This window comes from Citrobacter sp. XT1-2-2, assembly GCF_023516235.1.
GTDB lineage: Bacteria > Pseudomonadota > Gammaproteobacteria > Enterobacterales > Enterobacteriaceae > Citrobacter > Citrobacter werkmanii.
Genome location: NZ_CP097324.1, coordinates 4,908,958 through 4,934,972, shown reverse-complemented (window position 1 = coordinate 4,934,972; position 26,015 = coordinate 4,908,958). Strand labels below are relative to the sequence as shown.

The window sequence follows — 26,015 nt, the reverse complement described above, 5'->3', positions numbered from 1 at the left end:
ACGGGATAACTAACGAGGAACGAGCTAAGTATGTAGAATGCTTGTCAGAAAATTATACAATTCATCAATATTTTGGTTCAGGAGAACATTACCGATGCGGGCGATTCTGGGATGGTTACTACCAGCAGTCATGCTGCCGTTGACCGCGTATGCGCAGGAAGCGACAGTAAAAGAGATTCATGATGCACCAGCAGTTCGGGGCAGTATCATCGCTAATATGCTGCAAGAGCATGACAACCCTTTCACGCTTTACCCTTATGACACCAACTACCTTATCTACACCAATACCAGCGACATGAACAAAGAGGCGATCAGCAGCTATAGCTGGTCGGACAATGCGCGCAAAGATGAGGTGAAGTTTCAGCTAAGCCTGGCGTTTCCCCTTTGGCGAGGAATATTGGGTCCGAACTCGGTTCTTGGCGGTTCCTATACGCAGAAATCCTGGTGGCAGCTTTCGAACAGTGAAGAATCTTCACCGTTTCGCGAAACCAACTACGAGCCCCAGTTGTTCCTTGGTTTCGCCACCGACTATCGCTTTGCCGGGTGGACGCTACGTGATGTCGAAATGGGTTATAACCATGATTCCAACGGGCGCTCCGACCCCACTTCACGTAGCTGGAACCGCCTGTATACCCGCCTGATGGCAGAAAACGGCAACTGGCTGGTGGAAGTAAAGCCGTGGTACGTCATTGGCAGTACCGATGATAATCCCGACATCACCAAATACATGGGCTATTATCAGCTGAAAATGGGGTATCACCTGGGCGACGCCGTTATCAGCGTGAAAGGTCAGTACAACTGGAATACCGGCTACGGCGGCGCAGAGTTAGGGGCAAGCTATCCTATTACGAAGCATGTTCGTCTCTACACCCAGGTCTACAGTGGTTACGGAGAATCGCTGATTGACTACAACTTCAATCAGACCCGTGTTGGCGTGGGTGTAATGCTTAACGATATCTTCTGACAGATATTGAGAGTATTTTAATCATTGCAGTTTCTTTCTCAGGCGCTGAAAATAGCGCCTGTTTTTATTTAAGGTTAATGGGGTTAATGTGGCGCAGGCGGAAGTGTTGAATCTGGAAATGGGCGCTAAACAGGTTTTGCAGGAAACCTTTGGCTACCAACAGTTTCGCCTAGGCCAGGAAGAAATTATCGACACCGTGCTCTCTGGTCGCGACTGCCTGGTCGTTATGCCCACCGGTGGCGGCAAATCCCTGTGCTATCAAATTCCCGCATTATTACTCAACGGACTCACCGTTGTTGTTTCGCCGCTGATTTCCCTGATGAAAGACCAGGTCGATCAACTGCTGGCCAACGGCGTGGCGGCGGCGTGCCTGAACTCCACCCAAAGTCGTGAGCAGCAGCTTGAGGTGATGGCCGGCTGCCGCAGCGGGCAGGTTCGCTTGCTGTATATTGCCCCTGAACGCCTGATGCTGGATAACTTCCTTGAGCATCTTGGGCACTGGAATCCGGTGCTGCTGGCGGTGGATGAAGCGCACTGTATTTCGCAGTGGGGGCATGACTTCCGCCCTGAATACGCTGCGCTGGGCCAGCTGCGTCAGCGTTTCCCAACGCTGCCGTTTGTGGCGTTAACCGCGACCGCGGATGAAACCACCCGGCTGGATATCGTGCGCCTGCTGGGCCTCAACGATCCGTTAATTCAGATCAGCAGCTTTGATCGGCCGAATATTCGCTACATGCTGATGGAGAAGTTTAAGCCGCTCGATCAACTGATGCGCTACGTGCAAGAACAACGCGGTAAATCCGGCATTATTTACTGTAACAGCCGCGCCAAAGTCGAAGACACCGCTGCGCGCCTGCAAAGCCGCGGCATCAGCGCCGGGGCTTATCATGCCGGGCTGGAAAATAGCGTGCGCGCCGAGGTGCAGGAAAAATTCCAGCGCGATGACCTGCAAATTGTGGTGGCGACCGTAGCGTTCGGCATGGGGATCAACAAACCTAACGTGCGCTTCGTGGTGCATTTTGATATCCCGCGCAACATTGAGTCCTATTATCAGGAAACCGGTCGTGCCGGGCGTGATGGCCTGCCGGCGGAAGCGATGCTGTTTTACGATCCGGCTGATATGGCGTGGCTCCGCCGTTGCCTCGAAGAGAAACCTGCCGGACAACTGCTGGATATCGAACGCCATAAGCTCAATGCGATGGGGGCGTTTGCCGAGGCGCAAACCTGTCGTCGTCTGGTTCTGCTGAATTATTTTGGCGAGGGGCGTCAGGAGCCGTGTGGTAACTGCGATATCTGTCTCGATCCGCCAAAACAGTACGACGGCTTAAACGATGCGCAGATTGCGCTTTCCACGATTGGCCGGGTCAATCAGCGCTTTGGTATGGGATATGTGGTGGAGGTTCTGCGCGGAGCGAATAATCAGCGTATCCGCGAGTTGGGCCACGATAAACTCAAGGTTTATGGCATGGGGCGCGATAAAAGCCATGAACACTGGGTGAGCGTAATTCGCCAGCTTATCCATCTTGGGCTGGTGACGCAAAATATCGCGCAGCATTCCGCACTGCAGATGACCGATGCCGCGCGTCCGGTTCTGCGCGGTGAAGTCCCGTTGCAGCTTGCGGTACCGCGAATCGTGGCGCTGAAACCGCGCGCTATGCAGAAATCCTTCGGCGGCAATTACGATCGCAAACTGTTTGCCAAATTGCGTAAGCTGCGTAAAGCCATTGCCGATGAAGAGAATATCCCGCCGTATGTGGTGTTCAACGACGCCACGTTGATTGAAATGGCCGAGCAGATGCCGGTTTCGCCGAGCGAAATGCTGAGCGTCAACGGCGTGGGAATGCGTAAACTTGAACGTTTTGGCAAAGAGTTTATGGCACTTATTCGCGCCCACGTCGATGGTGACGACGAAGAGTAGTCAGCCAGGCAAAAAAGTGCCAGGATGGTGACTCACTGAACTATTTCCCCGCGAGTCATTTTTATGTTAACGCTATTTTTTACCGTTGCGTTGGTGCATATCGTTGCGCTGATGAGTCCCGGTCCCGATTTCTTCTTTGTTTCTCAAACGGCCGTTAGCCGTTCGCGCAAAGAAGCCATGATGGGCGTGCTGGGTATTACCTGTGGCGTCATGGTCTGGGCTGGCGTGGCGCTGCTTGGCCTGCATCTGATTATCGAAAAAATGGCCTGGCTGCACACCATTATCATGGTGGGCGGCGGCCTGTATCTGTGCTGGATGGGTTACCAGATGCTGCGCGGCGCGTTTAAAAAACAGGACGTAGCGGCCCCTGCCCCACAGGTTGAACTGGCGCAGAGCGGACGCAGCTTTTTAAAAGGTCTGTTGACCAACCTCGCCAACCCGAAAGCGATTATCTATTTTGGCTCCGTGTTCTCATTGTTTGTTGGCGATAGTGTAGGAACGGGCGCGCGTTGGGGCATTTTCGCGCTGATCATCGTGGAAACGCTGGCGTGGTTTACCGTGGTTGCCAGCCTGTTTGCATTACCGAAAATGCGTCGTGGCTATCAGCGTCTGGCGAAGTGGATCGATGGCTTTGCCGGCGCGCTGTTCGCGGGTTTCGGTATCCATCTGATCATTTCGCGCTAAGCTTCCTTCATGCCGGATAAGCGCTAACGCCATCCGGCACCGTTATCAGGCATGCCTTGCCGATGCCAGCAGGGCGCCTATCAGCATAAACAGTGAACCAAACACTTTGTTCAGCGCTTTCATTTGCTTTGGCCCCTTAATCCAGCCAGCAATGCGCGTTGCCAGCGTCGCGTAACCGATCATCACAATAATATCGACCACAATGGTCGTGATACCAAGCACCACATACTGCATCAACTGCGGTTCCTGCGGCAGGATAAACTGGGGGAACAGGGCGGCAAGAAAAACAATGCTTTTGGGGTTGGTCAGATTAACAAAGACCGCGCGTTTGAACAGGCGGCTGCGCGATTGCGTATTCGCCATGGTGTTCAGATCGATAGCGCCCGCCGCCCGCCATTGCTGAATTCCTAGCCAAATCAGGTAAGCCGCGCCCGCCCACTTCAGCACTTCAAACGCGATCGCTGAACGTGAAAATAGCGTTCCCAGCCCTACGCCAACCAAAACGATATGAATGCCCAGTCCGGTCTGTAGACCCGCAATCGATGCGCTGGCACCGCGATAACCGTGGCTGATGGCGGTGGTCATGGTGTTGATTGCGCCAGAGCCTGGAGACAGGCTCAAAATAATAGAGGTCAGCAGGTAGGCGAACCACCATTCAAAGGTCATGAGAAACTCCCGGATTGTCTATTTTTATGCCACAATACGCTACTGTCGGTACGTTGTATCAGACATGGCAAAAAAAACGATTTTACTTGGTCAACGAGGCTGGATACCCGATGTTTCAGCAGCAAAAAGACTGGGAAACAAGAGAAAACGCGTTTGCTGCTTTTTCCATGGGACCACTGACAGATTTCTGGCGTCAGCGGGAAGAAGCGGAGTTTACGGGCGTAGATAATGTCCCCGTACATTTTGTGCGCTTTCACGCAGAGAAAAACGATCGCGTCATCGTCGTCTGTCCTGGACGCATTGAAAGCTATGTAAAATACGCTGAACTGGCGTACGACCTGTTTCATTCTGGTTTTGACGTTCTCATTATCGATCACCGTGGCCAGGGGCGTTCCGGCCGTATGCTTTCGGATCCGCATCGCGGTCATGTGGATAACTTTAATGACTATGTCGACGATTTAACCGCTTTCTGGCAGCAGGAAGTGTCACCCGGTCCGTGGAGAAAACGCTATATACTGGCGCATTCTATGGGCGGGGCGATTGCCACGTTGTTTCTGCAGCGTCACCCGAATCAGTGTGATGCCATTGCGCTTTGCGCGCCGATGTTTGGTATTGTGATGCGCTTTCCCGACTGGATGGTGCGTCAAATTCTGGACTGGGCTGAAGGGCATCCACGGATCCGCGAGGGTTATGCCATGGGGACCGGGCGCTGGCGGGCGCTGCCATTCGGGATGAATGCGGTAACCCACAGTCGACAGCGCTATCGGCGCAATCTGCGTTTCTATGCCGATGAACCTCGGCTGCGCGTGGGCGGTCCCACTTACCACTGGGTACGTGAAGGCATTCTGGCGGGTGAACAGGTCCTGGCCGGGGCGGGAGATGACGCGACGCCAACATTGCTTATCCAGGCCGAAGAAGAGCGTTTGGTTGATAACCGTATGCACGATCGCTTTTGTGAACTCCGCGCTGCAGCGGGCCATCCAGTAGAGGGAGGCCAGCCGCTTGTCATCAAAGGCGCGTACCATGAGATCCTTTTTGAAAAGGACGCAATGCGCTCAGTCGCGCTTAACGCTATTGTCGAATTTTTCGACAAGCATAACTCATCCAGCGGAAACCGCTTTGCCTAGAGGTTTAATTTTCTTATGTATCAGGTTGTTGCGTCTGATTTAGACGGTACGCTGCTTTCCCCCGACCATACGTTGTCCCCTTATGCTAAAGAGACACTGAAATTATTGACCGCACGTGGCGTTAACTTCGTGTTTGCGACTGGCCGTCATCATGTTGATGTGGGGCAAATTCGCGATAACCTTGGCATTAAAACCTACATGATCACATCCAACGGCGCGCGCGTGCACGATTCTGCCGGGAATCTGGTGTTTACCCATAACCTGGATCGCGACATTGCCAGCGACCTGTTCGGCGTGGTAAATGCAAATCCGGACATCGTAACCAACGTTTATCGTGATGATGAATGGTTTATGAATCGCCATCGCCCGGACGAAATGCGCTTCTTTAAAGAAGCGGTATTTAACTATTCTCTGTTTGAACCTGCGCTACTGGAGCCTGAAGGCGTCAGCAAAGTGTTTTTTACCACCGATTCTCATGAAAGGCTGCTGCCGCTGGAGCAGGCGATTAACGCCCGCTGGGGCGATCGCGTCAACGTCAGCTTCTCTACGCTTACCTGTCTGGAAGTTATGGCTGGCGGCGTGTCGAAAGGTCATGCGCTGGAAGCAGTGGCGAAAGCGATGGGCTACAGCCTGCAGGACTGCATCGCTTTCGGCGATGGCATGAACGATGCGGAAATGCTCTCCATGGCTGGTAAAGGCTGCATCATGGGCAACGCGCACCAACGCCTGAAAGATCTTCATCCGGAACTGGACGTGATTGGACTCAACGCCGATGATGCCGTGCCGCACTATCTGCGTAAGCTCTTTTTACAGTAACGTCATCGTTCGTTAGTTGACCAGTTGTCAACTAAAAACTTCGCTACAATGGGTGTACCTTTTGTTAAGAGACATCCATTGTGGCGTTACTCATCATTACCACAATTCTGTGGGCCTTTTCCTTTAGCCTGTTTGGCGAGTACCTTGCCGGTCATGTCGATAGCTATTTTGCGGTGCTGGTGCGTGTTGGGCTGGCGGCGCTGGTGTTCCTGCCATTTTTACGCACCCGTGGGCACAGCGTAAAAACGATCGCGCTGTATATGCTGGTAGGGGCCATGCAGCTTGGCATTATGTATATGCTGAGTTTTCACGCCTACCTGTACCTGACGGTTTCAGAACTGCTGCTCTTTACCGTACTGACGCCGCTCTACATTACGCTGATTTATGATCTCATGAGCGGACGTCGTCTGCGCTGGAGCTACGCCTTCAGTGCGTTGCTGGCGGTGATCGGTGCGGGGATCATTCGTTACGACCAGGTGACCAGCCACTTCTGGACCGGCCTGCTGCTGGTACAGTTGTCCAATATCAGCTTTGCCATTGGCATGGTGGGCTACAAGCGTCTGATGGAAACACGGCCAATGCCGCAGCACAACGCCTTCGCCTGGTTTTACATGGGGGCATTTATGGTGGCGATAGTGGCCTGGTCCATGCTGGGTAACGCGCAGAAAATGCCTGCAACTACGCTACAGTGGGGCATCCTGGTGTTTCTTGGCGTGGCGGCGTCCGGCATCGGTTACTTTATGTGGAACTATGGCGCGACGCAGGTGGATGCGGGTACGCTGGGCATCATGAACAATATGCATGTGCCGGCCGGGCTGCTGGTTAACCTGGCTATCTGGCATCAACAGCCTCACTGGCCGAGCTTCATCATTGGTGCGGCTGTGATAGTGGCCTCACTGTGGGTACATCGAAAGTGGGTCGTTCCGCACTCCGCACAAACGGCAGGTGATCGCAGGCGTGATTCCGCGCTGAGCGAATAAACGCTTCCGTGACCGGCTGTCGCTGTTCGCCATCGCGCACGGCGGCGTACAGTCGGCTCCACAATCCATCACCCAGGGTTTTGGTTACCACCAGACCCTGGCGCTCAAAACTCTCCACCACCCAGTGTGGTAAAGCCGCGATACCCATTTTGGCTGCAACCATCTGAATCAGCAGCAGGGTGTTATCCACGCTCTTCAGCGACGGGCTAACGCCCGCAGGCTGCAGGAAATGCCGCCAGACATCCAGCCGACTCCGTTGTACCGGATAAATAAGCAGCGTCTCGCTGGCTAAATCCTCCGGGGTGATTTGCGTTTTGCTGGCCAGCGGATGGTCCGGCGCCAGGACCAGGCGTACTTCAAAATCAAACATCGGCGAGTAGTGCAATCCGCTGCGCGGCAGAATGTCGGAGGTCAACACCAGATCCAATTCATCCTGCTGTAGCGCAGGTTGCGGATCGAACGTCACGCCGGATTTAAAGTCCATTTCCACCTGCGGCCAGTTGGCACGAAAATTCTCCAGCGCGGGCGTCAGCCATTGGATACAGCTGTGGCATTCAATCGCGATGCGTAGCCGGGTTTGCTGCGGTTCGTTGCAGGCCTGCAGCGCGCGACCGATTTGCGGCAACACCTGGTTTGCCAACTGCAGCAAAATTTCGCCCTGCGGCGTAAAGCGCAGAGGCTGACTTTTACGGATAAAAAGACGAAAGCCGAGGCGTTGCTCCAGATCGCTGAACTGGTGAGAAAGGGCGGATTGGGTCTGATGCAACGTCGCCGCTGCGGCTGCCAGCGAACCACTATTCCGCAACGCCTGGAGCGTTTTCAGGTGTTTAATCTCGATCATGAAAGTCCTTCACTTCGGCATGAACAAATTGCGCTTGAGGAATATACAGTAACCGCCAATTATGGATGTGTAAACATCTGGACGGCTAAAATCCTTCGTCTTTTAAATTTATGGTGCGTTGGCTTCGTTTCCTCACCCCAGTCACTTACTTCAGTAAGCTCCTGGGGATGAGCAAACTTGCCGCCTTCCCTAAATTCAAAATCCATAGGATTTACATATAATTAGAGGAAGAAAAATGACAATATTGAATCACACCCTCGGTTTCCCTCGCGTTGGCCTGCGTCGCGAGCTGAAAAAAGCGCAAGAAAGCTACTGGGCGGGAAATTCTTCCCGTGAGGAATTGCTGGCCGTTGGCCGCGAGCTGCGCGCCGGCCACTGGGATCAGCAGAAGCAGGCGGGCATTGACCTGCTGCCGGTGGGCGATTTTGCCTGGTACGATCACGTGCTAACCACCAGTCTGCTGCTCGGTAACGTTCCGGCGCGTCATCAAAATAAAGACGGCTCGGTTGATATCGATACCTTATTCCGCATTGGTCGTGGTCGCGCCCCGACGGGTGAGCCAGCAGCGGCGGCAGAAATGACCAAATGGTTTAATACCAACTATCACTACATGGTGCCGGAGTTCATCAAAGGTCAGCAGTTCAAACTGACCTGGACCCAACTGCTGGATGAAGTGGACGAAGCGCTGGCGCTCGGCCACAAGGTGAAGCCTGTACTGCTTGGGCCGGTAACTTACCTGTGGCTGGGGAAAGTGAAGGGCGAACAGTTTGACCGCCTGACTCTGCTCAACGACATTCTGCCGGTTTACCAGCAGGTGCTGGCCGAGCTGGCGAAACGCGGTATTGAGTGGGTACAGATTGATGAACCCGCGCTGGTACTGGAGCTGCCGCAGGTTTGGCTGAACGCCTTCAAACCTGCGTATGACGCGCTGGCAGGGCAGGTAAAATTACTGCTGACCACTTATTTTGAAGGCGTAACGCCGAACCTGGATACCATTACCGCGCTGCCGGTGCAGGGTCTGCACGTTGATTTCGTTCATGGCAAAGATGACGTTGCCGGGCTGCACCAACGCCTGCCTGCCGACTGGCTGCTGTCAGCCGGTTTGGTAAACGGTCGTAACGTCTGGCGCGCCGATCTCAGCGAAAAATATGCACAAATTAAAGACATCGTCGGGAAACGTGCTCTGTGGGTGGCTTCTTCCTGCTCTCTGCTGCACAGCCCAATCGATCTCAGTGTGGAAACCCGCCTTGATGCCGAAGTGAAGAGCTGGTTTGCCTTCGCGCTGCAAAAGTGCGGCGAGCTGGCGCTGCTGCGCGATGCCCTGAACAGCGGCGATACGGCGGCAATTGTGGAATGGAGCGCACCGATCCAGGCGCGTCGTCACTCTACCCGCGTACACAACGCCGCAGTGGAAAAACGTCTGGCGGCGATCACCGCACAAGACAGCCAGCGCGCCAACGCTTACCCGGTTCGCGCCGAGGCGCAGCGTGCCCGCTTTAATCTACCGGCATGGCCGACCACTACGATCGGTTCATTCCCGCAAACCACCGAAATTCGCGGTCTGCGGCTGGATTTCAAAAAGGGCAACCTGGATGCTGGTCACTACCGTACCGGTATCGCCGAACATATAAAACAGGCGATCGTTGAACAGGAACGTCTGGGCCTCGATGTGCTGGTGCACGGTGAAGCCGAGCGTAATGACATGGTGGAATACTTTGGCGAGCATCTGGATGGTTTTGTCTTTACCCAGAACGGTTGGGTGCAGAGCTACGGTTCCCGCTGCGTGAAGCCGCCGGTGGTAATTGGCGACGTCAGCCGCCCGGAAGCGATCACCGTGGAGTGGGCGAAGTACGCGCAGTCGCTTACCGACAAGCCGGTAAAAGGTATGTTGACCGGTCCGGTGACCATTCTTTGCTGGTCATTCCCGCGTGAAGACGTGACGCGTGAAACCATCGCCAAGCAGATTGCGCTGGCGCTGCGTGATGAAGTGGCGGATCTGGAAGCGGCGGGTATCGGTATTATTCAGATTGATGAACCGGCGCTGCGCGAAGGTCTGCCGCTACGTCGCAGCGACTGGGCCGCGTATCTGGCGTGGGGGGTAGAAGCCTTCCGCATTAACGCGGCGGTGGCGAAGGATGAAACTCAGATCCACACCCACATGTGTTACTGCGAGTTCAACGACATCATGGATTCCATTGCGGCGCTGGACGCGGATGTGATCACCATTGAGACCTCACGCTCCGACATGGAGTTGCTGGAATCGTTTGAAGAGTTCGACTATCCGAATGAAATTGGGCCGGGTGTCTACGATATTCACTCGCCGAACGTCCCGAGCGTGGAGTGGATTGAGGCCCTGCTGAAGAAGGCGGAGCAGCGTATTCCGGCGGAGCGGCTGTGGGTGAACCCGGACTGCGGCCTGAAAACCCGAGGCTGGCCGGAAACCCGTGCCGCACTGGCGAATATGGTGAAGGCCGCGCAGAACTTGCGTCAGGCTTAAAAACAAAACGGAGGCTAACGCCTCCGTTTTGATGATCGGTTTACCTGGCGATACTTATTTCTTCTCGCCGTATTGCGCGAACCACTCCAGCATTCTCTGCCAGCCATCTTTGGCGGACTCTTCGTGGTAGCTCGGGCGGTAATCGGCATTAAATGCATGCCCGGCATCGGGATAAACCACAATTTCCGCTTTTGCATTAGCGGCGCGTAGCGCCTGACGCATCGTTTCGACGGTAACCTGAGGAATACTGGTGTCCTGACCACCATAAAGCCCCAGAACAGGAGCGTTAAGATCGGTGGCGATATCAACGGGATGTTTCGGCGAGTTGAGGGTCTTATCGCCTACCAGTTTGCCATACCACGCTACCGCTGCTTTTAACTGCGGATTGTGCGCTGCATACAGCCAGGTGATGCGTCCACCCCAGCAAAAACCTGTGATCATTAATCGATGCGCGTCACCGCCGTTGCGGGAGGCCCAACTGGCGACGTGGTCCAGATCGGCCAGTACCTGAGCGTCAGGCACTTTGGCGACAAGGCCGCTGAGCAGCGTGGGGATATCGGCAAAGTCATTGGGATCGCCTTCGCGGAAATAGAGCTCTGGCGCGATAGCCAGATACCCTTCCAGGGCCAGACGGCGGCAAACGTCACGAATGTGTTCATGAATGCCAAAAATCTCCTGCACGACAATGACCACGGGCAGGGGGCCATCGGTCTGTTTTGGTCGTGCGTGATACGCTGGCATATCATCGCCTTGTGAAGGTATGGACGTTACACCGGCGATAATTGCGTTATCCGGTGTGTGAACCGTAGTAGACGTCGGTGGAGATACAGCAGGTGCAAAGCCAGATTGTCGTGTGGTCATGGTATTCTCCGTACCCTTAAATATTCAGCCAAAAAGCGCATTATTAACTATAGACATATGCAACGAACCACATTGCCTTAAACGGTCTATCTTTTGTGCAAGGCGTCCTTACATCACGTCATTTATGTGATGCGTATCACTATTTCATGGTAATCGAATGCAATTGATTTACATCATGGTGATGTCTGTCACGAAAATTTGTTTATGCCTTCGGTAAAGTGTGTTTTTGCTTCTTCTGACAAAACCGATTCACAGAGGAGTTTTTATGTCTAAGTCTGATGTTTTTCATCTCGGCCTCACTAAGAACGATTTACAAGGGGCCCAGCTCGCTATCGTCCCTGGCGACCCGGAGCGTGTGGAAAAGATCGCCGCGCTGATGGATAAGCCGGTTAAGCTGGCATCCCATCGCGAGTTCACGACCTGGCGTGCTGAGCTGGATGGTAAAGCCGTGATCGTTTGCTCTACCGGTATCGGCGGCCCGTCCACCTCTATTGCCGTAGAAGAACTGGCGCAACTGGGCATTCGTACCTTCCTGCGTATCGGTACGACTGGCGCAATTCAGCCGCACATCAATGTTGGCGACGTGCTGGTCACCACTGCGTCTGTCCGTCTGGATGGTGCAAGCCTGCACTTCGCGCCAATGGAATTCCCGGCCGTTGCCGACTTCGAGTGCACCACTGCGCTGGTGGAAGCGGCGAAATCTATCGGTGCGACTACCCACGTGGGCGTCACCGCGTCATCTGACACCTTCTACCCGGGCCAGGAGCGTTATGACACCTTCTCTGGTCGCGTAGTGAGTCGTTTCAAAGGCTCGATGGAAGAGTGGCAGTCCATGGGGGTCATGAACTACGAAATGGAATCCGCAACGTTGCTGACCATGTGTGCCAGCCAGGGCCTGCGTGCCGGTATGGTTGCTGGTGTTATCGTGAACCGTACTCAGCAAGAGATCCCCAATGCGGAAACGATGAAACAAACGGAAAGCCACGCGGTGAAAATCGTGGTGGAAGCTGCCCGCCGTTTACTGTAATTCTCACTTCTGTTCAAAAAGGCCGACGTGTTCGGCCTTTTTATTTTGCGTAGTGCCTCGCAGGAAATTCCTTTTAAACTGGACGTTTATACAGCACAATTCTATTTTGTGCGGGTAAGCCGTTGCTGTAAGGGGGCGTTGTGGATATTTCAATTATGATGAGTGCTGTGTTGGCGTTAGCCGCAGGGCTGCTGGTGGGGTGGCTGGCGACAAAAGCGCGGGCCGATCAGATCCGTGCCGACCTCATCGAAGAGCGACGTGAACTGGATATTGCGTTAAGCGCTGCCCGCCAACAACTCGCACAGGAAGCCCACTGGCGCGACGAGTGCGAGCTACTCAATAACGAATTACGCAGCCTGCACAGCATCAACACCTCTCTGGAAGCCGATCTCCGTGAAGTCACTACCCGGCTGGAAGCGACGCAGCAGCATGCGGAAGATAAAATCCGCCAGATGATCAACAGCGAACAGCGCCTGAGTGAACAGTTTGAAAACCTGGCGAACCGCATTTTTGAGCACAGCAACCGCCGCGTCGATGAGCAAAACCGCCAAAGCCTGAACAGCCTGCTGGCGCCGCTTCGTGAACAGCTGGACGGTTTTCGTCGTCAGGTTCAGGATAGCTTCGGCAAAGAAGCGCAGGAACGTCATACTCTGGCGCATGAAATTCGTAATCTTCAGCAACTGAACGCGCAGATGGCGCAGGAAGCGGTAAACCTGACGCGGGCCTTAAAAGGCGATAACAAAACGCAGGGCAACTGGGGGGAGGTGGTACTCACGCGGGTGCTTGAAGCCTCTGGTCTGCGTGAAGGTTATGAATACGAAACTCAGGTTAGCATTGAAAACGATGCCCGTTCGCGTATGCAGCCCGATGTCATTGTCCGGCTACCCCAGGGAAAAGATGTGGTGATCGACGCAAAAATGACGTTGGTCGCCTATGAGCGCTATTTTAACGCGGAAGATGAATATACCCGCGAGAGCGCGTTGCAGGAGCACATCGCCTCAGTGCGAAACCATATTCGTCTGCTGGGCCGAAAAGATTATCAACAGCTTCCCGGGCTGCGTTCGCTTGACTACGTGCTGATGTTTATTCCCGTCGAGCCTGCTTTTTTGCTGGCGCTGGACAGGCAACCTGAACTGATAACCGAGGCGCTTAAAAATAACATTATGCTGGTCAGCCCCACCACGTTGTTAGTGGCATTGCGCACGATCGCCAACCTGTGGCGCTACGAGCATCAGAGCCGTAATGCGCAACAAATTGCCGATCGGGCCAGTAAACTTTATGACAAGATGCGCTTGTTTGTGGATGATATGTCGGCGATTGGCCAAAGTCTGGATAAAGCCCAGGACAACTACCGACAAGCGATGAAAAAACTCTCTTCAGGCCGTGGAAACGTCCTGTCACAGGCAGAGGCGTTTCGCAGTTTAGGTGTGGAAATTAAGCGCGAGATAAATCCTGAGCTGGCTGAACAAGCCACTACGCAGGATGAAGAGTACCGCTTGCGCTCGGTCCCTGAGACGCAACAGGATGCGCCTTACCCTGATGACGAAGCGGTAAATCAGCAATCAAACTAGTCCGTTTGGGGTAGTTGAACGGGGCAGAAGGGTAGGGCAAATTGGCCCAATCTGTTACACTTCTTGAACATTTTTTGAATGAGCAGGCACTGAGATGGTGGATAATTCACAAGAAACGACGCACTTTGGCTTTCAGACCGTCGCTAAAGAGCAGAAAGCTGACATGGTGGCCCACGTTTTTCATTCTGTGGCCTCGAAATATGACGTTATGAATGACTTAATGTCATTTGGCATTCATCGTTTGTGGAAGCGCTTCACCATTGATTGCAGTGGCGTGCGTCGCGGTCAAACCGTTCTGGATTTGGCGGGCGGTACGGGCGACCTGACGGCGAAATTCTCTCGCATGGTGGGTGAAACCGGTAAAGTCGTACTGGCGGATATCAATGACTCAATGCTCAAAATGGGTCGCGAAAAGCTGCGTAATATCGGCGTAGTGGGTAACGTTGAGTACGTTCAGGCGAACGCGGAAGCACTGCCTTTCCCTGATAACACGTTTGACTGCATTACCATTTCTTTCGGTCTGCGCAACGTAACGGATAAAGACAAAGCTTTACGATCCATGTATCGCGTGTTGAAGCCGGGCGGACGTTTACTGGTGCTGGAGTTCTCCAAGCCGATTATCGAACCGCTGAGCAAGGCCTACGATGCTTATTCTTTCCATGTTCTGCCGCGCATCGGTTCCATGGTCGCAAGCGATGCGGACAGTTACCGCTATTTGGCGGAGTCTATTCGCATGCATCCCGATCAGGACACGCTAAAAGCAATGATGCAAGATGCCGGGTTCGAAAGCGTTGATTACTACAACCTGACGGCTGGTGTCGTTGCGCTGCATCGTGGTTACAAGTTCTGACAGGAGATTGGGGATGCCTTTAAAACCCTTAGTGACCGCAGGCGTTGAAAATCTGCTCAATACCTTTCTGTATCGTTCTCCTGCGCTGAAATCAGCCCGAACGCGTTTACAGAGCAAGGTGCTGCGTGTTGATCTTAAAGGATTTTCAACACCCTTAGTCCTGGTGTTTAGTGAGCGCCAGGTCGATGTGCTGGGGGCATGGGAAGGCGAAGCCGATTGCACAGTAATCACACATGCCAGCGTGTTGCCGAAATTACGCGACCGCCAGCAACTTACCACGCTTATTCGCAGCGGTGAGCTGGAAGTTCAGGGTGATATCCAGGTGGTGCAGAACTTTGTGGCGCTGGCCGATCTGGCTGAGTTTGATCCCGCAGAGCTGTTAGCGCCCTATACCGGCGATATCGTCGCGGAGGGGGTCAGCAAAGTCTTGCGTGGCGGCGCGAAGTTCTTGCGCCATAACATTCAGCGCCAGCAGCGCTATGTAGCCGAAGCGATCACCGAAGAGTGGCGTATGGCTCCCGGCTCGCTCGAGGTTGCATGGTTTGCAGAAGAAACGGCAGCCGTTGAACGTGCGGTCGAATCTCTGGCCAAACGGCTGGAAAAACTGGAGGCCAAATGACGCCAGGTGAAGTACGGCGCCTTTATTTCATCATTCGCACTTTCTTAAGCTACGGTCTTGATGAACTCATCCCTAAAATGCGTATCACGCTGCCGCTTCGGTTGTGGCGTTACTCGCTGTTCTGGATGCCCAACCAACATAAAGACAAACCGCTGGGAGAAAGGCTGAGACTGGCTTTACAGGAGCTCGGCCCGGTGTGGATCAAATTTGGGCAAATGCTCTCTACCCGTCGTGACCTTTTCCCACCGCACATCGCCGATCAGCTTGCGCTATTGCAGGATCGCGTTGCCCCATTTGATGGGCAGCGAGCGAAAGAACAAATCGAAGAAGCCATGGGCGGGCTGCCCGTCGAGGAGTGGTTTGATGATTTTGAGATCACGCCGCTGGCATCCGCGTCTATTGCTCAGGTCCATACCGCACGACTGAAGTCCAATGGTAAAGAGGTGGTGATCAAAGTTATCCGCCCGGACATACTGCCGGTCATTAAAGCGGATTTAAAACTGATTTACCGCCTTGCGCGCTGGGTTCCTCGTCTGCTACCGGATGGCCGTCGTCTACGGCCAACAGAAGTGGTCCGCGAGTATGAAAAAACGTTGATTGATGAGCTGAACCTGCTGCGCGAATCGGCGAACGCAATTCAGCTGCGACGTAATTTTGAAGATAGCCCGATGCTGTACATCCCGGAAGTGTATTCCGACTATTGCAGTCAGAACATGATGGTGATGGAGCGCATATATGGTATCCCCGTATCTGATGTCGCAACGCTTGAGAAGAATGGCACCAACATGAAGTTGTTGGCTGAACGCGGCGTGCAGGTCTTCTTTACTCAGGTATTTCGCGACAGTTTTTTCCATGCGGACATGCATCCTGGGAATATTTTCGTGAGTTATGAGCACCCTGAAAACCCGAAATACATTGGTATTGATTGCGGGATTGTGGGTTCTTTAAATAAAGAAGATAAGCGCTATCTTGCTGAAAACTTTATTGCGTTCTTTAACCGAGACTACCGCAAAGTTGCCGAACTGCACGTGGATTCAGGTTGGGTTCCGCCTGATACCAACGTTGAAGAGTTTGAATTTGCAATCCGTACCGTGTGCGAGCCGATATTCGAAAAACCGCTGGCGGAGATTTCCTTTGGCCACGTGCTGTTGAATCTGTTTAACACCGCGCGTCGATTCAATATGGAAGTCCAGCCTCAGTTGGTTTTGCTCCAGAAGACGCTGCTGTACGTTGAAGGTGTCGGACGACAACTCTATCCGCAGTTAGATTTGTGGAAAACGGCCAAGCCGTTTCTCGAATCATGGATTAAAGATCAGGTCGGTATTCCTGCGCTCGTCAGGGCATTTAAAGAAAAAGCTCCGTTCTGGGTCGAAAAAATGCCAGAAATACCTGAACTGGTGTATGACAGTTTGCGCCAGGGCAAATATTTACAGCACAGTGTTGATAAGATTGCCCGCGAGCTTCACGCGAATCATGCGCGTCAGGGACAATCCCGTTATTTATTGGGCATTGGCGCAACATTGTTGCTAAGTGGAACATTCCTGCTGGTAAGCCGCCCTGAGTGGGGGCTTATGCCGGGCTGGTTAATGGCGGGAGGCGTCATAGCCTGGATAATCGGCTGGCGCAAAATGCGCTGAATTTTTCATCGCCCAAGGCAGGCCGTGTAACGTATACTACGGCCTTATTAATTCATCATCTATGACAGAGGAACATGTATGGGTGGTATCAGTATTTGGCAGTTGTTGATCATTGCCGTCATCGTTGTACTGCTATTTGGCACCAAGAAACTCGGCTCCATCGGTTCCGATCTTGGCGCGTCTATTAAAGGCTTCAAAAAAGCGATGGGTGATGATGAACCTAAGCAAGATAAAACCAGCCAGGACGCTGATTTTACTGCTAAATCCATTACCGATAAGCAGGGCGAAGTGAAAAAGGAAGACGCCAAAAGCCAAGATAAAGAGCAGGTATAATCCGTGTTTGATATCGGTTTTAGCGAACTGTTATTGGTATTCGTGATCGGCCTCATTGTCCTGGGGCCGCAACGATTACCCGTGGCGGTAAAAACGGTTGCTGGCTGGGTTCGCGCTTTGCGTTCCCTTGCAACTACTGTTCAGAACGAACTGACCCAGGAGCTTAAGCTTCAGGAATTCCAGGACAGCCTGAAGAAAGTAGAGAAAGCGAGCCTGACAAATCTGACCCCGGAGCTGAAAGCATCAATGGATGAGCTGCGTGAAGCGGCGGAGTCGATGAAGCGTTCTTATAGCGTGCACGATCCTGAGAAAGCCAGCGATGAAGCGCACACTATCCATAATCCGGTGGTGAAAGACGGTGAAGCGCAGCGAGAAGGGGTCACCCCAGCTGCCGCTGAAAACCAGGCCAGTTCGCCGGAGCAAAAACCGGAATCCACGGGTGCTAAAACGCCAGAGCCGACGGAAAACACTTCCGCCACGTTGATGGATGCAGAAAAGAAAGCTGCCGCACCTGTTGTCGAATCCTCCCCCTCGTCGAGTGATAAACCGTAAACATGGCTGTAGAAGATACCCAACCGCTCATCACGCATCTTATTGAGCTGCGTAAGCGACTCCTGAACTGCATTATTGCTGTGTTCGTGATCTTTCTGGCATTGGTGTACTTTGCCAACGACATTTACCATATGGTTGCGGCGCCGTTGATCAAACAGATGCCGCAGGGCGCAACAATGATCGCCACCGATGTGGCCTCGCCGTTCTTTACCCCGATAAAGTTAACCTTCATGGTGTCGCTGATTCTGTCAGCGCCAGTGATCCTCTATCAGGTCTGGGCATTCATTGCGCCTGCTTTGTACAAACATGAACGTCGCCTGGTTGTGCCGTTGTTGGTCTCCAGTTCGTTATTGTTCTACATCGGTATGGCATTCGCCTATTTTGTCGTCTTCCCGTTGGCGTTTGGTTTCCTTGCCAATACGGCTCCGCAAGGCGTACAGGTATCGACAGACATTGCCAGCTATCTCAGTTTCGTAATGGCGCTGTTTATGGCTTTCGGTGTCTCTTTTGAGGTCCCTGTCGCCATTGTGCTGCTATGCTGGATGGGCATTACGACGCCTGAAGACTTACGCAAGAAACGCCCTTACGTTGTAGTGGGCGCATTTGTCGTCGGGATGCTATTGACCCCGCCTGATGTCTTCTCGCAAACGCTGTTGGCGATACCGATGTACTGCCTGTTCGAGGTGGGTGTGTTCTTCTCTCGATTCTATGTCGGTAAGCGACGTACGCGAGATGAGGATAACGAGGCTGAAGAAGCAAAAGAAGCTGAAGCCACCGAGAAAACTGAAGAATAAACGCAACCGCCCGTCAGGGCGGTTGTCATATGGGAGGAAGCATGTTTGATATTGGCGTTAATTTAACCAGTTCACAATTTGCGAAAGACCGGGATGAGGTCGTGGCGCGCGCCTTTGCTGCGGGCGTAAACGGAATGCTTCTGACCGGAACAAACCTGCACGAAAGCCAGCAGGCTTTAACGTTGGCGCAGCATTATCCGCATTGCTGGTCCACGGCTGGCGTGCACCCACATGACAGCAGCCAATGGCAGTCCTCAACAGAAGCAGAAATTATTGCGCTGGCAAACCATTCGCAGGTGGTCGCTATTGGTGAGTGCGGCCTGGATTTCAATCGCAATTTCTCCACGCCGCAGGAGCAGGAGCGTGCTTTTGTGGCACAACTGCGCATTGCTGCTGAACTGCAGATGCCGGTTTTCATGCATTGTCGGGACGCCCATGAGCGTTTTCTGACGTTACTGGAGCCATGGCTGGACAGCTTGCCCGGTGCGGTGCTGCACTGCTTTACAGGCTCGCGCCAGGAGATGCAGGACTGTGTAGACCGCGGTCTTTACATTGGTATCACCGGGTGGGTGTGTGATGAGCGCCGGGGCATGGAACTGCGTGAGCTGCTGCCCTTTATCCCGGTTGAGAGATTGCTGATCGAAACCGATGCGCCCTACTTACTTCCCCGGGATTTAACGCCTAAACCAGCGTCACGGCGCAATGAACCTGCGCACCTACCCCATATTCTTGAGCGTATTGCCCACTGGCGCGGCGAGGATCCTCAATGGTTGTCAGCAACCATTGATGCGAACGTCAGAACGCTGTTTGAAGTGACTTTCTAAGGCGACTTAAATTTTTCGAAAGCCGGTGTTTTTCACGCTCTGCTTAACCTCTTTATTCAATAGGTTAAGCAGCAGCATGGAACGCGCTTCGCCATCGGGTTCGGTAAAGATCGCTTTCAAACCCTCAAACGCACCTTCGGTAATAATCACACTGTCCCCCGGATGAGGGGTTTCAGGGTCAACAATACCTTCAGGTTTATAGATGGAAAGTTGATGAATGACGGGAGAAGGAACGGTCGCCGGCGTCGCACCGAAACGGACGAAATGGCTGACACCACGCGTGGCATTGATGGTGGTGGTGTGGATCACTTCCGGGTCGAACTCGACAAACATATAATTAGGGAATAGGGGTTCACTGACTGTGGTCCGTTTACCGCGCACCATTTTTTCCAGGGTGATCATAGGCGTCAGGCAGTTCACCGCCTGTCTTTCCAGATGTTCCTGGGCTCGCTGAAGTTGCCCACGTTTGCAGTACAGTAAATACCAGGATTGCATAATAACTCTTATCCGCTTGTTCTGAGCGCCAGCATAGCAAAAGCCATGAGTTAAGTTAATTATACCCGCCGCAAAGCAGGCTGAAACCCAATGGGTATATACTCCCAGGCCTGATATGTATCGCCAGAGTTCACGCTAATTTAACAAAAATACAGCATCACAATGATGAACGCCGTATAATGAAGCGCTTACGAAGAGGCCACAATGGACGCCATGAAATATCACGATTTACGCGACTTCCTGACGCTGCTTGAACAGCAGGGCGAGCTCAAACGCATTTCGCTTGAGGTGGATCCCCATCTGGAGATCACTGAAATTGCCGATCGCACCTTGCGTGCCGGTGGGCCTGCGTTACTGTTTGAAAATCCTAAAGGCTATACAATGCCGGTGCTGTGTAACCTGTTTGGCACACCTAAGCGTGTGGCGATGGGGATGGGGCAAGAAGATGTCTCGGCGCTACGGGAAGTTGGTAAGCTGTTGGCGTTTTTGAAAGAGCCTGAGCCACCGAAAGGATTTCGCGATCTGTTCGATAAGCTGCCGCAGTTTAAGCAGGTGTTGAACATGCCGACTAAGCGGTTACGCGGCGCGCCTTGCCAGCAAAAAATCTATTCAGGCGATGAAGTCGACTTAAACCGTATTCCGATTATGACCTGCTGGCCAGAGGATGCTGCGCCGCTGATTACCTGGGGGTTGACCGTTACGCGCGGCCCGCATAAAGAGCGGCAGAATCTCGGTATCTATCGTCAGCAGCTGATTGGCAAAAACAAGCTCATTATGCGCTGGCTTTCCCATCGCGGCGGCGCGCTTGATTATCAGGAGTGGTGCGCGGCGCATCCTGGTGAACGGTTCCCGGTTTCTGTGGCCTTGGGAGCAGACCCGGCAACAATTCTGGGCGCTGTTACCCCTGTCCCGGATACATTATCTGAGTACGCATTTGCCGGGCTGTTGCGTGGCACCAAAACTGAAGTGGTCAAATGTATTTCCAACGATCTGGAAGTGCCTGCCAGTGCTGAAATTGTGCTGGAAGGCTATATCGAACCGGGTGAAATGGCCCCGGAAGGACCATATGGCGATCATACTGGTTACTACAATGAAGTAGATAGCTTCCCGGTCTTTACCGTCACGCACATTACTCAGCGTGAAGATGCAATTTATCACTCTACCTACACCGGACGCCCGCCGGATGAGCCCGCAGTGCTTGGCGTGGCGCTGAATGAAGTCTTCGTGCCTATTCTGCAAAAGCAGTTTCCGGAAATCGTCGACTTTTACCTGCCTCCGGAAGGCTGTTCATATCGTCTGGCCGTAGTGACGATAAAAAAACAGTACGCCGGTCATGCCAAACGCGTCATGATGGGTGTCTGGTCGTTTTTGCGTCAGTTTATGTACACCAAATTTGTTATTGTCTGCGATGATGACGTCAACGCACGCGACTGGAATGATGTGATTTGGGCGATTACGACGCGTATGGACCCCGCCCGGGATACTGTACTGGTAGAGAATACACCCATTGATTACCTGGATTTTGCCTCGCCGGTTTCCGGCCTTGGTTCAAAAATGGGGCTGGATGCCACCAATAAATGGCCGGGCGAAACCCAACGCGAATGGGGACGTCCGATAAAAAAAGATCCTGAAGTCACTGCACGTATTGACGCAATTTGGGATGAACTGGCCATCTTTAATGACGGCAAAAGCGCCTGAGGCGCGATCGTTTTGCCTATTGATCCGACAGAGAGAGCGCATGACAACCTTAAGCTGTAAAGTGACCTCGGTAGAAGCTATCACTGACACCGTATATCGCGTTCGTTTAGTGCCAGACGCGGCGTTTTCCTTTCGTGCCGGCCAGTATTTAATGGTCGTGATGGACGAACGAGATAAGCGCCCGTTCTCCATGGCATCTACGCCGGACGAGCAGGGGTTCATTGAACTGCACGTTGGCGCTTCTGAGCTAAATCTGTACGCCATGGCCGTGATGGACCGCATTCTGAAAGACCGGGAAATTAAGGTCGACATTCCGCATGGCGAAGCCTGGCTACGTGATGAGGACGAACGACCGTTGCTCCTGATTGCCGGCGGGACGGGATTCTCTTACGCGCGTTCCATTCTGCTTACCGCGCTGGCGCGCAATCCAAATCGCGATATCACTATTTACTGGGGCGGGCGCGAAGAGAAGCATCTCTACGATCTCTCTGAGCTGGAAGCGCTGTCAGTAAATCATCCGAATCTGCGCGTTGAGCCAGTGGTAGAACAGCCTGAAGAAGGCTGGCGTGGTCGTACGGGCACCGTATTAACGGCAGTATTACAGGATTACGGTACCCTGGCGGAACACGATATCTACATTGCCGGACGTTTTGAAATGGCTAAAATCGCGCGCGATCTGTTCTGCAATGAACGCAGTGCGCGTGAAGACCGCCTGTTTGGCGACGCGTTCGCGTTTATTTAAGCGCTGTGCGCCGGAGCCCTTCCGGCGCATTCATTACTCACCTTACTTCTACTAACAGGGTGCAAGCCCGGTCTCGTTGCCTTTCTTTCCTCACCAGTTTTTAGTAAACATTTTTTTGCTATCTATTAATCATAAAAATAAGCTTTTGTGACGGAACTCTTTTTGTTTAGTAAACAAAGTTGGCAAGCTATGCAGCATCACATTACAAGGCGCAAACGAGGGAAAAACCATGAGGCTTGGCCTGGATATTGGCGGGACTAAAATCGAAGCGGTAGTGATTGATAATACGGGGGAAATTGTTTATCGCGAGCGATGCGCAACCCCAAAGCAGAGCTATGGCGATTTTTTCCACGCCGTAACGGAGATGATTGCTAAGGCCAGGCAGGCCGTTAATCAGCCTTTCTCGGTTGGCGTTGGGGTGCCCGGTGCAGTGGATAGCGAAGGGTTAATCAAAAACTCCAACATTCTGGTGCTGAATCAGCAGAGCTTTGCGCAAGATCTTGAGCAAGCGTTAGGGATGGCTGTGCCCGTCACCAACGATGCTAACTGCTTTACGCTGTCAGAGGCGATGGACGGCAGCGGATATGGACACAGCGTCGTTTTTGGCGTCATCCTCGGTACCGGTTGCGGCGGCGGTGTGTGTATCGATAACCGCCTGATTTCCGGTCCTAACGCCTGCGCAGGCGAGTGGGGGCATAATGCCTTGCCGCGTTATCATGAATCCCTGGATGGGGCCGCAGTGACATGCTATTGCGGACAGTTGAACTGTATCGAAAGCTTTATTTCCGGCAGCGGCCTGGAACGCCAGTATTTGAACCACACCGCGCAACATGCGGGTGTGCCACAAATTATGCGCCAGGTAGAATCGGGTGATGCAGATGCCTGTTTGTTATGGGAACGCTATTGCGATCAACTGGCGCGGGCGTTGGCAAGCGTGGTGAATACGCTCGATCCCGATGTGATTGTGTTGGGGGGCGGGGTATCTAATATCGATTTACTGTATTCTGGCTTGCAGGCGCGAGTAGCACAGTACGTATTTGGTAAACAGTGCCGTACACCGATCGTTCCGGCCAGACACGGCGACAGCAGCGGCGTGCGTGGTGCCGCCTGGCTGGGGGCGCAACGAGCCTGCGTATAATCAATGAGAGTGAAATGACGAAACCTGTACGTATCAGAGACATTGCCGAAGCATGTGGGGTCTCAGTTGGCGCTGTTTCCCGCGCCCTAAAAGGGCAGCCGGGGCTGCGTGAAGATACCCGGTTGCGCATTATTTCTGTGGCGCAGCAGCAGGGTTATGATTTTTCCCGCTTGCGCAGCGACAAGATCAAACGCGTCCTGTTTTTGCTGCATCGTCAGCACAATATCAGCCGCGCATTACCGTTTTACTCCCAACTGCTGTTAGGTATAGAAGATCTTTGTCGCGAGAATGGTATTGCGCTGAGCTTTCTGTCTATCGGTCCGGGTGATACGGTGAGTGAGCAGGTGATGCTGCACCAGCCGGATGCGCTGATCTGCGCCGGATTTTTTGAGCCTGAATTGCTTGGGCTGCTGCAACAGATGAAACTGCCGCTGGTACTGGTGGATCTCTGGGCGCCTGGCCTGCCTTGTGTCAATCCGGACAATACCCAGGGCGGCTATCTGGCCACGCAACACCTGATTGCACAAGGTCGCAACCGCATCGCGTTTCTTGCCAGTACACTTTCTCACTACAGTATTCGTCAGCGTGGGAAGGGCTATCGTCAGGCATTGTATGAAGCCCGGTTGCTGATGCCGCCAGAGTACGAAGCCATCGCGCCGCCGTTGCTCGATACCGAGCAATCTTTGGTAGAGGCGGTTAATGAGCTGCTCAGGTTGCCGGAACCACCCGATGCCATTTTTGCCTATAACGATGCGGCAGCGATGGTTGTTCAAAGAGTGTGCGCGCAGCAGGGCATACGTATCCCGGAAGACCTTGCGCTGGTAGGGTTTGATGATATTGATGCCGCAGCCTGGTCACATCCGCCGCTGAGTACTATCGCGGTTGATAAGCAACAGCTGGGTCGGGAAGCGCTGCGTTTACTACTCGAAGAGAAGCAGGAAGAGAATCTGCTGCTGCCGGTGCAGTTAGTGGTACGTGGTAGTTCAGGGAAATAAAAAAACCCGCCCCTGACAGGCGGGAAGAACGGCAACTAAATTTTCTCTCTTCGCCATTGGCACCATAACTGTGTTGGCTGCGCTCATTCACCCGAATCACTTACTATACGTAAGCTCATCGGGATTCATTCACTTGCCGCCTTGTTCTGGCACCAATGGCTTTGAGATAACATTTCGTAGGCCGGGCAAGCGAAGCGCCCCCGGCGTGCTTTGATTAAACTCGCTCAAATACCGTCGCGATACCCTGACCTAACCCGATACACATCGTCGCCAGACCAAACTGTACGTCTTTGCGTTCCATCAGGTTGAGCAGGGTAGTGCTGATACGCGCACCGGAACAACCCAGCGGGTGACCCAATGCGATCGCCCCGCCGTTGAGGTTGATCTTCTCGTCGATCTGCTCCATCAGCCCCAGATCTTTAATACACGGCAGGATCTGGGCGGCAAAAGCTTCATTCATCTCAAACAAGCCGATGTCGCTGGTGGAGAGTCCCGCTTTTTTCAGCGCCAGCTTTGAAGCCGGAACCGGACCGTAACCCATGATGGAAGGGTCGCAGCCGACAACGGCCATTGAACGAATTCGGGCACGTGGCGTCAGACCCAGCTCACGGGCACGGCTTTCGCTCATGACCAGCATCGCGGCAGCACCATCGGAAAGCGCGGAAGAGGTACCGGCCGTCACCGTGCCGCTAACTGGATCGAATGCCGGGCGCAGGGTAGAAAGCGCTTCAACCGTGGTCTCCGGGCGGATAACTTCATCGTAGTTAAACTGCTTCAGCACGCCGTCTGCATCATGACCGCCAGTCGGGATGATTTCATTTTTAAATGCGCCAGACTGTGTAGCAGCCCAGGCGCGAGCGTGTGAACGCGCGGCGAAGGCATCCTGCATTTCACGGCTAATACCGTGCATGCGGGAGAGCATTTCCGCCGTCAGGCCCATCATCCCCGCGGCTTTCGCCACGTTGCGGCTCATACCCGGGTGGAAATCAACGCCGTGACTCATCGGCACATGGCCCATATGTTCCACGCCGCCAATCAGGCACGCCTGAGCATCGCCGGTCATGATCATGCGTGCTGCATCATGCAGCGCCTGCATGGATGAACCACACAGACGGTTAACGGTCACTGCCGGTACTGAATGTGGGATTTCCGCCAGTAGTGACGCGTTACGAGCGATATTGAAACCCTGCTCCAGCGTTTGCTGCACGCAGCCCCAGTAAATATCATCAAGCGCGGATGGCTCCAGCGCCGGATTACGCGCCAGCAGGCTACGCATTAAATGTGCGGAGAGGTCTTCTGCCCGCACGTTACGAAACGCTCCCCCTTTTGAACGGCCCATCGGGGTACGGATCGCATCAACAATTACAACCTGTTCCATTGTGACTC

25 protein-coding genes are annotated in these 26,015 nt (G+C 53.4%); 20 read left to right on the top strand and 5 right to left on the bottom strand.

Features of this window, described 5'->3' with window-relative positions; all coding sequences use genetic code 11:
* The first annotated feature begins 94 nt into the window (after nt 1–94).
* The 3 genes from pldA to rhtC all read left to right on the top strand — a co-directional run bounded on the left by pldA (nt 95) and on the right by rhtC (nt 3,566).
* Nucleotides 95–964 (top strand): phospholipase A, encoded by an 870-nt coding sequence (pldA, locus tag M4I31_RS23495; protein WP_038634493.1) that lies wholly within the window; start codon nt 95–97, stop codon nt 962–964.
* Nucleotides 965–1,052: 88 nt separating this feature from the next.
* On the top strand, nt 1,053–2,882 hold the full coding sequence (recQ, locus tag M4I31_RS23490) for an ATP-dependent DNA helicase RecQ (protein ID WP_085049777.1): 1,830 nt from the start codon (nt 1,053–1,055) through the stop codon (nt 2,880–2,882).
* A gap of 63 nt (nt 2,883–2,945) precedes the next feature.
* The gene (gene rhtC / locus M4I31_RS23485; RefSeq protein WP_038634488.1) at nt 2,946–3,566 is read left to right on the top strand and encodes a threonine export protein RhtC; all 621 of its coding nucleotides are present in this window, start codon (nt 2,946–2,948) and stop codon (nt 3,564–3,566) included.
* Nucleotides 3,567–3,611: 45 nt separating this feature from the next.
* On the opposite strand, the gene rhtB is transcribed toward rhtC, so the two are convergent.
* The gene (gene rhtB, locus M4I31_RS23480) at nt 3,612–4,232 is read right to left on the bottom strand and encodes a homoserine/homoserine lactone efflux protein (RefSeq protein WP_061381045.1); all 621 of its coding nucleotides are present in this window, start codon (nt 4,230–4,232) and stop codon (nt 3,612–3,614) included.
* Nucleotides 4,233–4,342: 110 nt separating this feature from the next.
* On the opposite strand from rhtB, the gene pldB reads away from it, so the two are divergent.
* From pldB to M4I31_RS23465, 3 genes are all read left to right on the top strand, one after another.
* Nucleotides 4,343–5,359: a lysophospholipase L2 gene (gene pldB, locus M4I31_RS23475; protein WP_038634482.1), complete on the top strand. Its 1,017-nt coding sequence runs from the start codon at nt 4,343–4,345 to the stop codon at nt 5,357–5,359.
* 15 nt (nt 5,360–5,374) lie between these two features.
* Nucleotides 5,375–6,175 (top strand): sugar/pyridoxal phosphate phosphatase YigL, encoded by an 801-nt coding sequence (gene yigL, locus M4I31_RS23470; protein WP_038634479.1) that lies wholly within the window; start codon nt 5,375–5,377, stop codon nt 6,173–6,175.
* An 80-nt stretch (nt 6,176–6,255) separates the two neighbouring features.
* A complete protein-coding gene (locus M4I31_RS23465; protein ID WP_071888045.1) occupies nt 6,256–7,155 on the top strand; it encodes a carboxylate/amino acid/amine transporter in 900 nt (299 codons plus the stop codon).
* Here M4I31_RS23465 and metR read toward each other — a convergent pair.
* Entirely contained in the window at nt 7,043–7,996 is a 954-nt protein-coding gene (gene metR, locus M4I31_RS23460; protein ID WP_038634477.1) for an HTH-type transcriptional regulator MetR, read from the bottom strand. The two genes, M4I31_RS23465 and metR, sit on opposite strands and share 113 nt — an antisense overlap.
* Before the next feature lie 235 nt (nt 7,997–8,231).
* On the opposite strand from metR, the gene metE reads away from it, so the two are divergent.
* Nucleotides 8,232–10,493 (top strand): 5-methyltetrahydropteroyltriglutamate--homocysteine S-methyltransferase, encoded by a 2,262-nt coding sequence (metE, locus tag M4I31_RS23455; protein WP_085049778.1) that lies wholly within the window; start codon nt 8,232–8,234, stop codon nt 10,491–10,493.
* Between the two features lie 54 nt (nt 10,494–10,547).
* On the opposite strand, the gene M4I31_RS23450 is transcribed toward metE, so the two are convergent.
* Nucleotides 10,548–11,354 carry a dienelactone hydrolase family protein gene (locus tag M4I31_RS23450; RefSeq protein WP_038634473.1) on the bottom strand — a complete coding sequence of 269 codons (807 nt, stop codon included), beginning with the start codon at nt 11,352–11,354 and terminating at the stop codon, nt 10,548–10,550.
* Nucleotides 11,355–11,619: 265 nt separating this feature from the next.
* Between M4I31_RS23450 and udp the strand changes: the two genes are divergently transcribed.
* The 9 genes from udp (at nt 11,620) to tatD (ending at nt 19,561) form a co-directional block, all read left to right on the top strand.
* The gene (gene udp / locus M4I31_RS23445; protein ID WP_006686084.1) at nt 11,620–12,381 is read left to right on the top strand and encodes a uridine phosphorylase; all 762 of its coding nucleotides are present in this window, start codon (nt 11,620–11,622) and stop codon (nt 12,379–12,381) included.
* A gap of 140 nt (nt 12,382–12,521) precedes the next feature.
* Entirely contained in the window at nt 12,522–13,952 is a 1,431-nt protein-coding gene (rmuC, locus tag M4I31_RS23440) for a DNA recombination protein RmuC (RefSeq protein ID WP_087856731.1), read from the top strand.
* A 94-nt stretch (nt 13,953–14,046) separates the two neighbouring features.
* A complete protein-coding gene (gene ubiE / locus M4I31_RS23435) occupies nt 14,047–14,802 on the top strand; it encodes a bifunctional demethylmenaquinone methyltransferase/2-methoxy-6-polyprenyl-1,4-benzoquinol methylase UbiE (RefSeq protein WP_003017897.1) in 756 nt (251 codons plus the stop codon).
* A 13-nt stretch (nt 14,803–14,815) separates the two neighbouring features.
* Entirely contained in the window at nt 14,816–15,421 is a 606-nt protein-coding gene (gene ubiJ, locus M4I31_RS23430) for a ubiquinone biosynthesis protein UbiJ (RefSeq protein ID WP_038634468.1), read from the top strand.
* Nucleotides 15,418–17,058, top strand: coding sequence for a ubiquinone biosynthesis regulatory protein kinase UbiB (gene ubiB / locus M4I31_RS23425; RefSeq protein WP_085049779.1), 1,641 nt, complete (start codon nt 15,418–15,420; stop codon nt 17,056–17,058). The genes ubiJ and ubiB overlap by 4 nt, the downstream gene beginning before the upstream one ends.
* A gap of 78 nt (nt 17,059–17,136) precedes the next feature.
* On the top strand, nt 17,137–17,391 hold the full coding sequence (gene tatA / locus M4I31_RS23420) for a Sec-independent protein translocase subunit TatA (protein WP_003017888.1): 255 nt from the start codon (nt 17,137–17,139) through the stop codon (nt 17,389–17,391).
* Nucleotides 17,392–17,394: 3 nt separating this feature from the next.
* On the top strand, nt 17,395–17,943 hold the full coding sequence (tatB, locus tag M4I31_RS23415) for a Sec-independent protein translocase protein TatB (RefSeq protein ID WP_085049780.1): 549 nt from the start codon (nt 17,395–17,397) through the stop codon (nt 17,941–17,943).
* A 2-nt stretch (nt 17,944–17,945) separates the two neighbouring features.
* Nucleotides 17,946–18,737 carry a Sec-independent protein translocase subunit TatC gene (tatC, locus tag M4I31_RS23410; protein WP_038634459.1) on the top strand — a complete coding sequence of 264 codons (792 nt, stop codon included), beginning with the start codon at nt 17,946–17,948 and terminating at the stop codon, nt 18,735–18,737.
* A gap of 41 nt (nt 18,738–18,778) precedes the next feature.
* Nucleotides 18,779–19,561 (top strand): 3'-5' ssDNA/RNA exonuclease TatD, encoded by a 783-nt coding sequence (tatD, locus tag M4I31_RS23405; protein WP_038634456.1) that lies wholly within the window; start codon nt 18,779–18,781, stop codon nt 19,559–19,561.
* 6 nt (nt 19,562–19,567) lie between these two features.
* On the opposite strand, the gene rfaH is transcribed toward tatD, so the two are convergent.
* A complete protein-coding gene (gene rfaH, locus M4I31_RS23400) occupies nt 19,568–20,056 on the bottom strand; it encodes a transcription/translation regulatory transformer protein RfaH (RefSeq protein ID WP_038634455.1) in 489 nt (162 codons plus the stop codon).
* Nucleotides 20,057–20,260: 204 nt separating this feature from the next.
* Between rfaH and ubiD the strand changes: the two genes are divergently transcribed.
* The 4 genes from ubiD to M4I31_RS23380 all read left to right on the top strand — a co-directional run bounded on the left by ubiD (nt 20,261) and on the right by M4I31_RS23380 (nt 24,629).
* The gene (ubiD, locus tag M4I31_RS23395; RefSeq protein WP_085049781.1) at nt 20,261–21,754 is read left to right on the top strand and encodes a 4-hydroxy-3-polyprenylbenzoate decarboxylase; all 1,494 of its coding nucleotides are present in this window, start codon (nt 20,261–20,263) and stop codon (nt 21,752–21,754) included.
* Between the two features lie 40 nt (nt 21,755–21,794).
* Nucleotides 21,795–22,496 carry an NAD(P)H-flavin reductase gene (gene fre, locus M4I31_RS23390; protein WP_038634448.1) on the top strand — a complete coding sequence of 234 codons (702 nt, stop codon included), beginning with the start codon at nt 21,795–21,797 and terminating at the stop codon, nt 22,494–22,496.
* A gap of 229 nt (nt 22,497–22,725) precedes the next feature.
* Nucleotides 22,726–23,634 (top strand): ROK family protein, encoded by a 909-nt coding sequence (locus M4I31_RS23385; protein ID WP_085049782.1) that lies wholly within the window; start codon nt 22,726–22,728, stop codon nt 23,632–23,634.
* Between the two features lie 14 nt (nt 23,635–23,648).
* Nucleotides 23,649–24,629 carry a LacI family DNA-binding transcriptional regulator gene (locus M4I31_RS23380; protein ID WP_085049783.1) on the top strand — a complete coding sequence of 327 codons (981 nt, stop codon included), beginning with the start codon at nt 23,649–23,651 and terminating at the stop codon, nt 24,627–24,629.
* Between the two features lie 214 nt (nt 24,630–24,843).
* Here the strand turns inward: M4I31_RS23380 and fadA are convergent, their stop codons facing one another.
* Nucleotides 24,844–26,007 carry an acetyl-CoA C-acyltransferase FadA gene (fadA, locus tag M4I31_RS23375; protein ID WP_038634440.1) on the bottom strand — a complete coding sequence of 388 codons (1,164 nt, stop codon included), beginning with the start codon at nt 26,005–26,007 and terminating at the stop codon, nt 24,844–24,846.
* Nucleotides 26,008–26,015 lie beyond the last annotated feature (8 nt).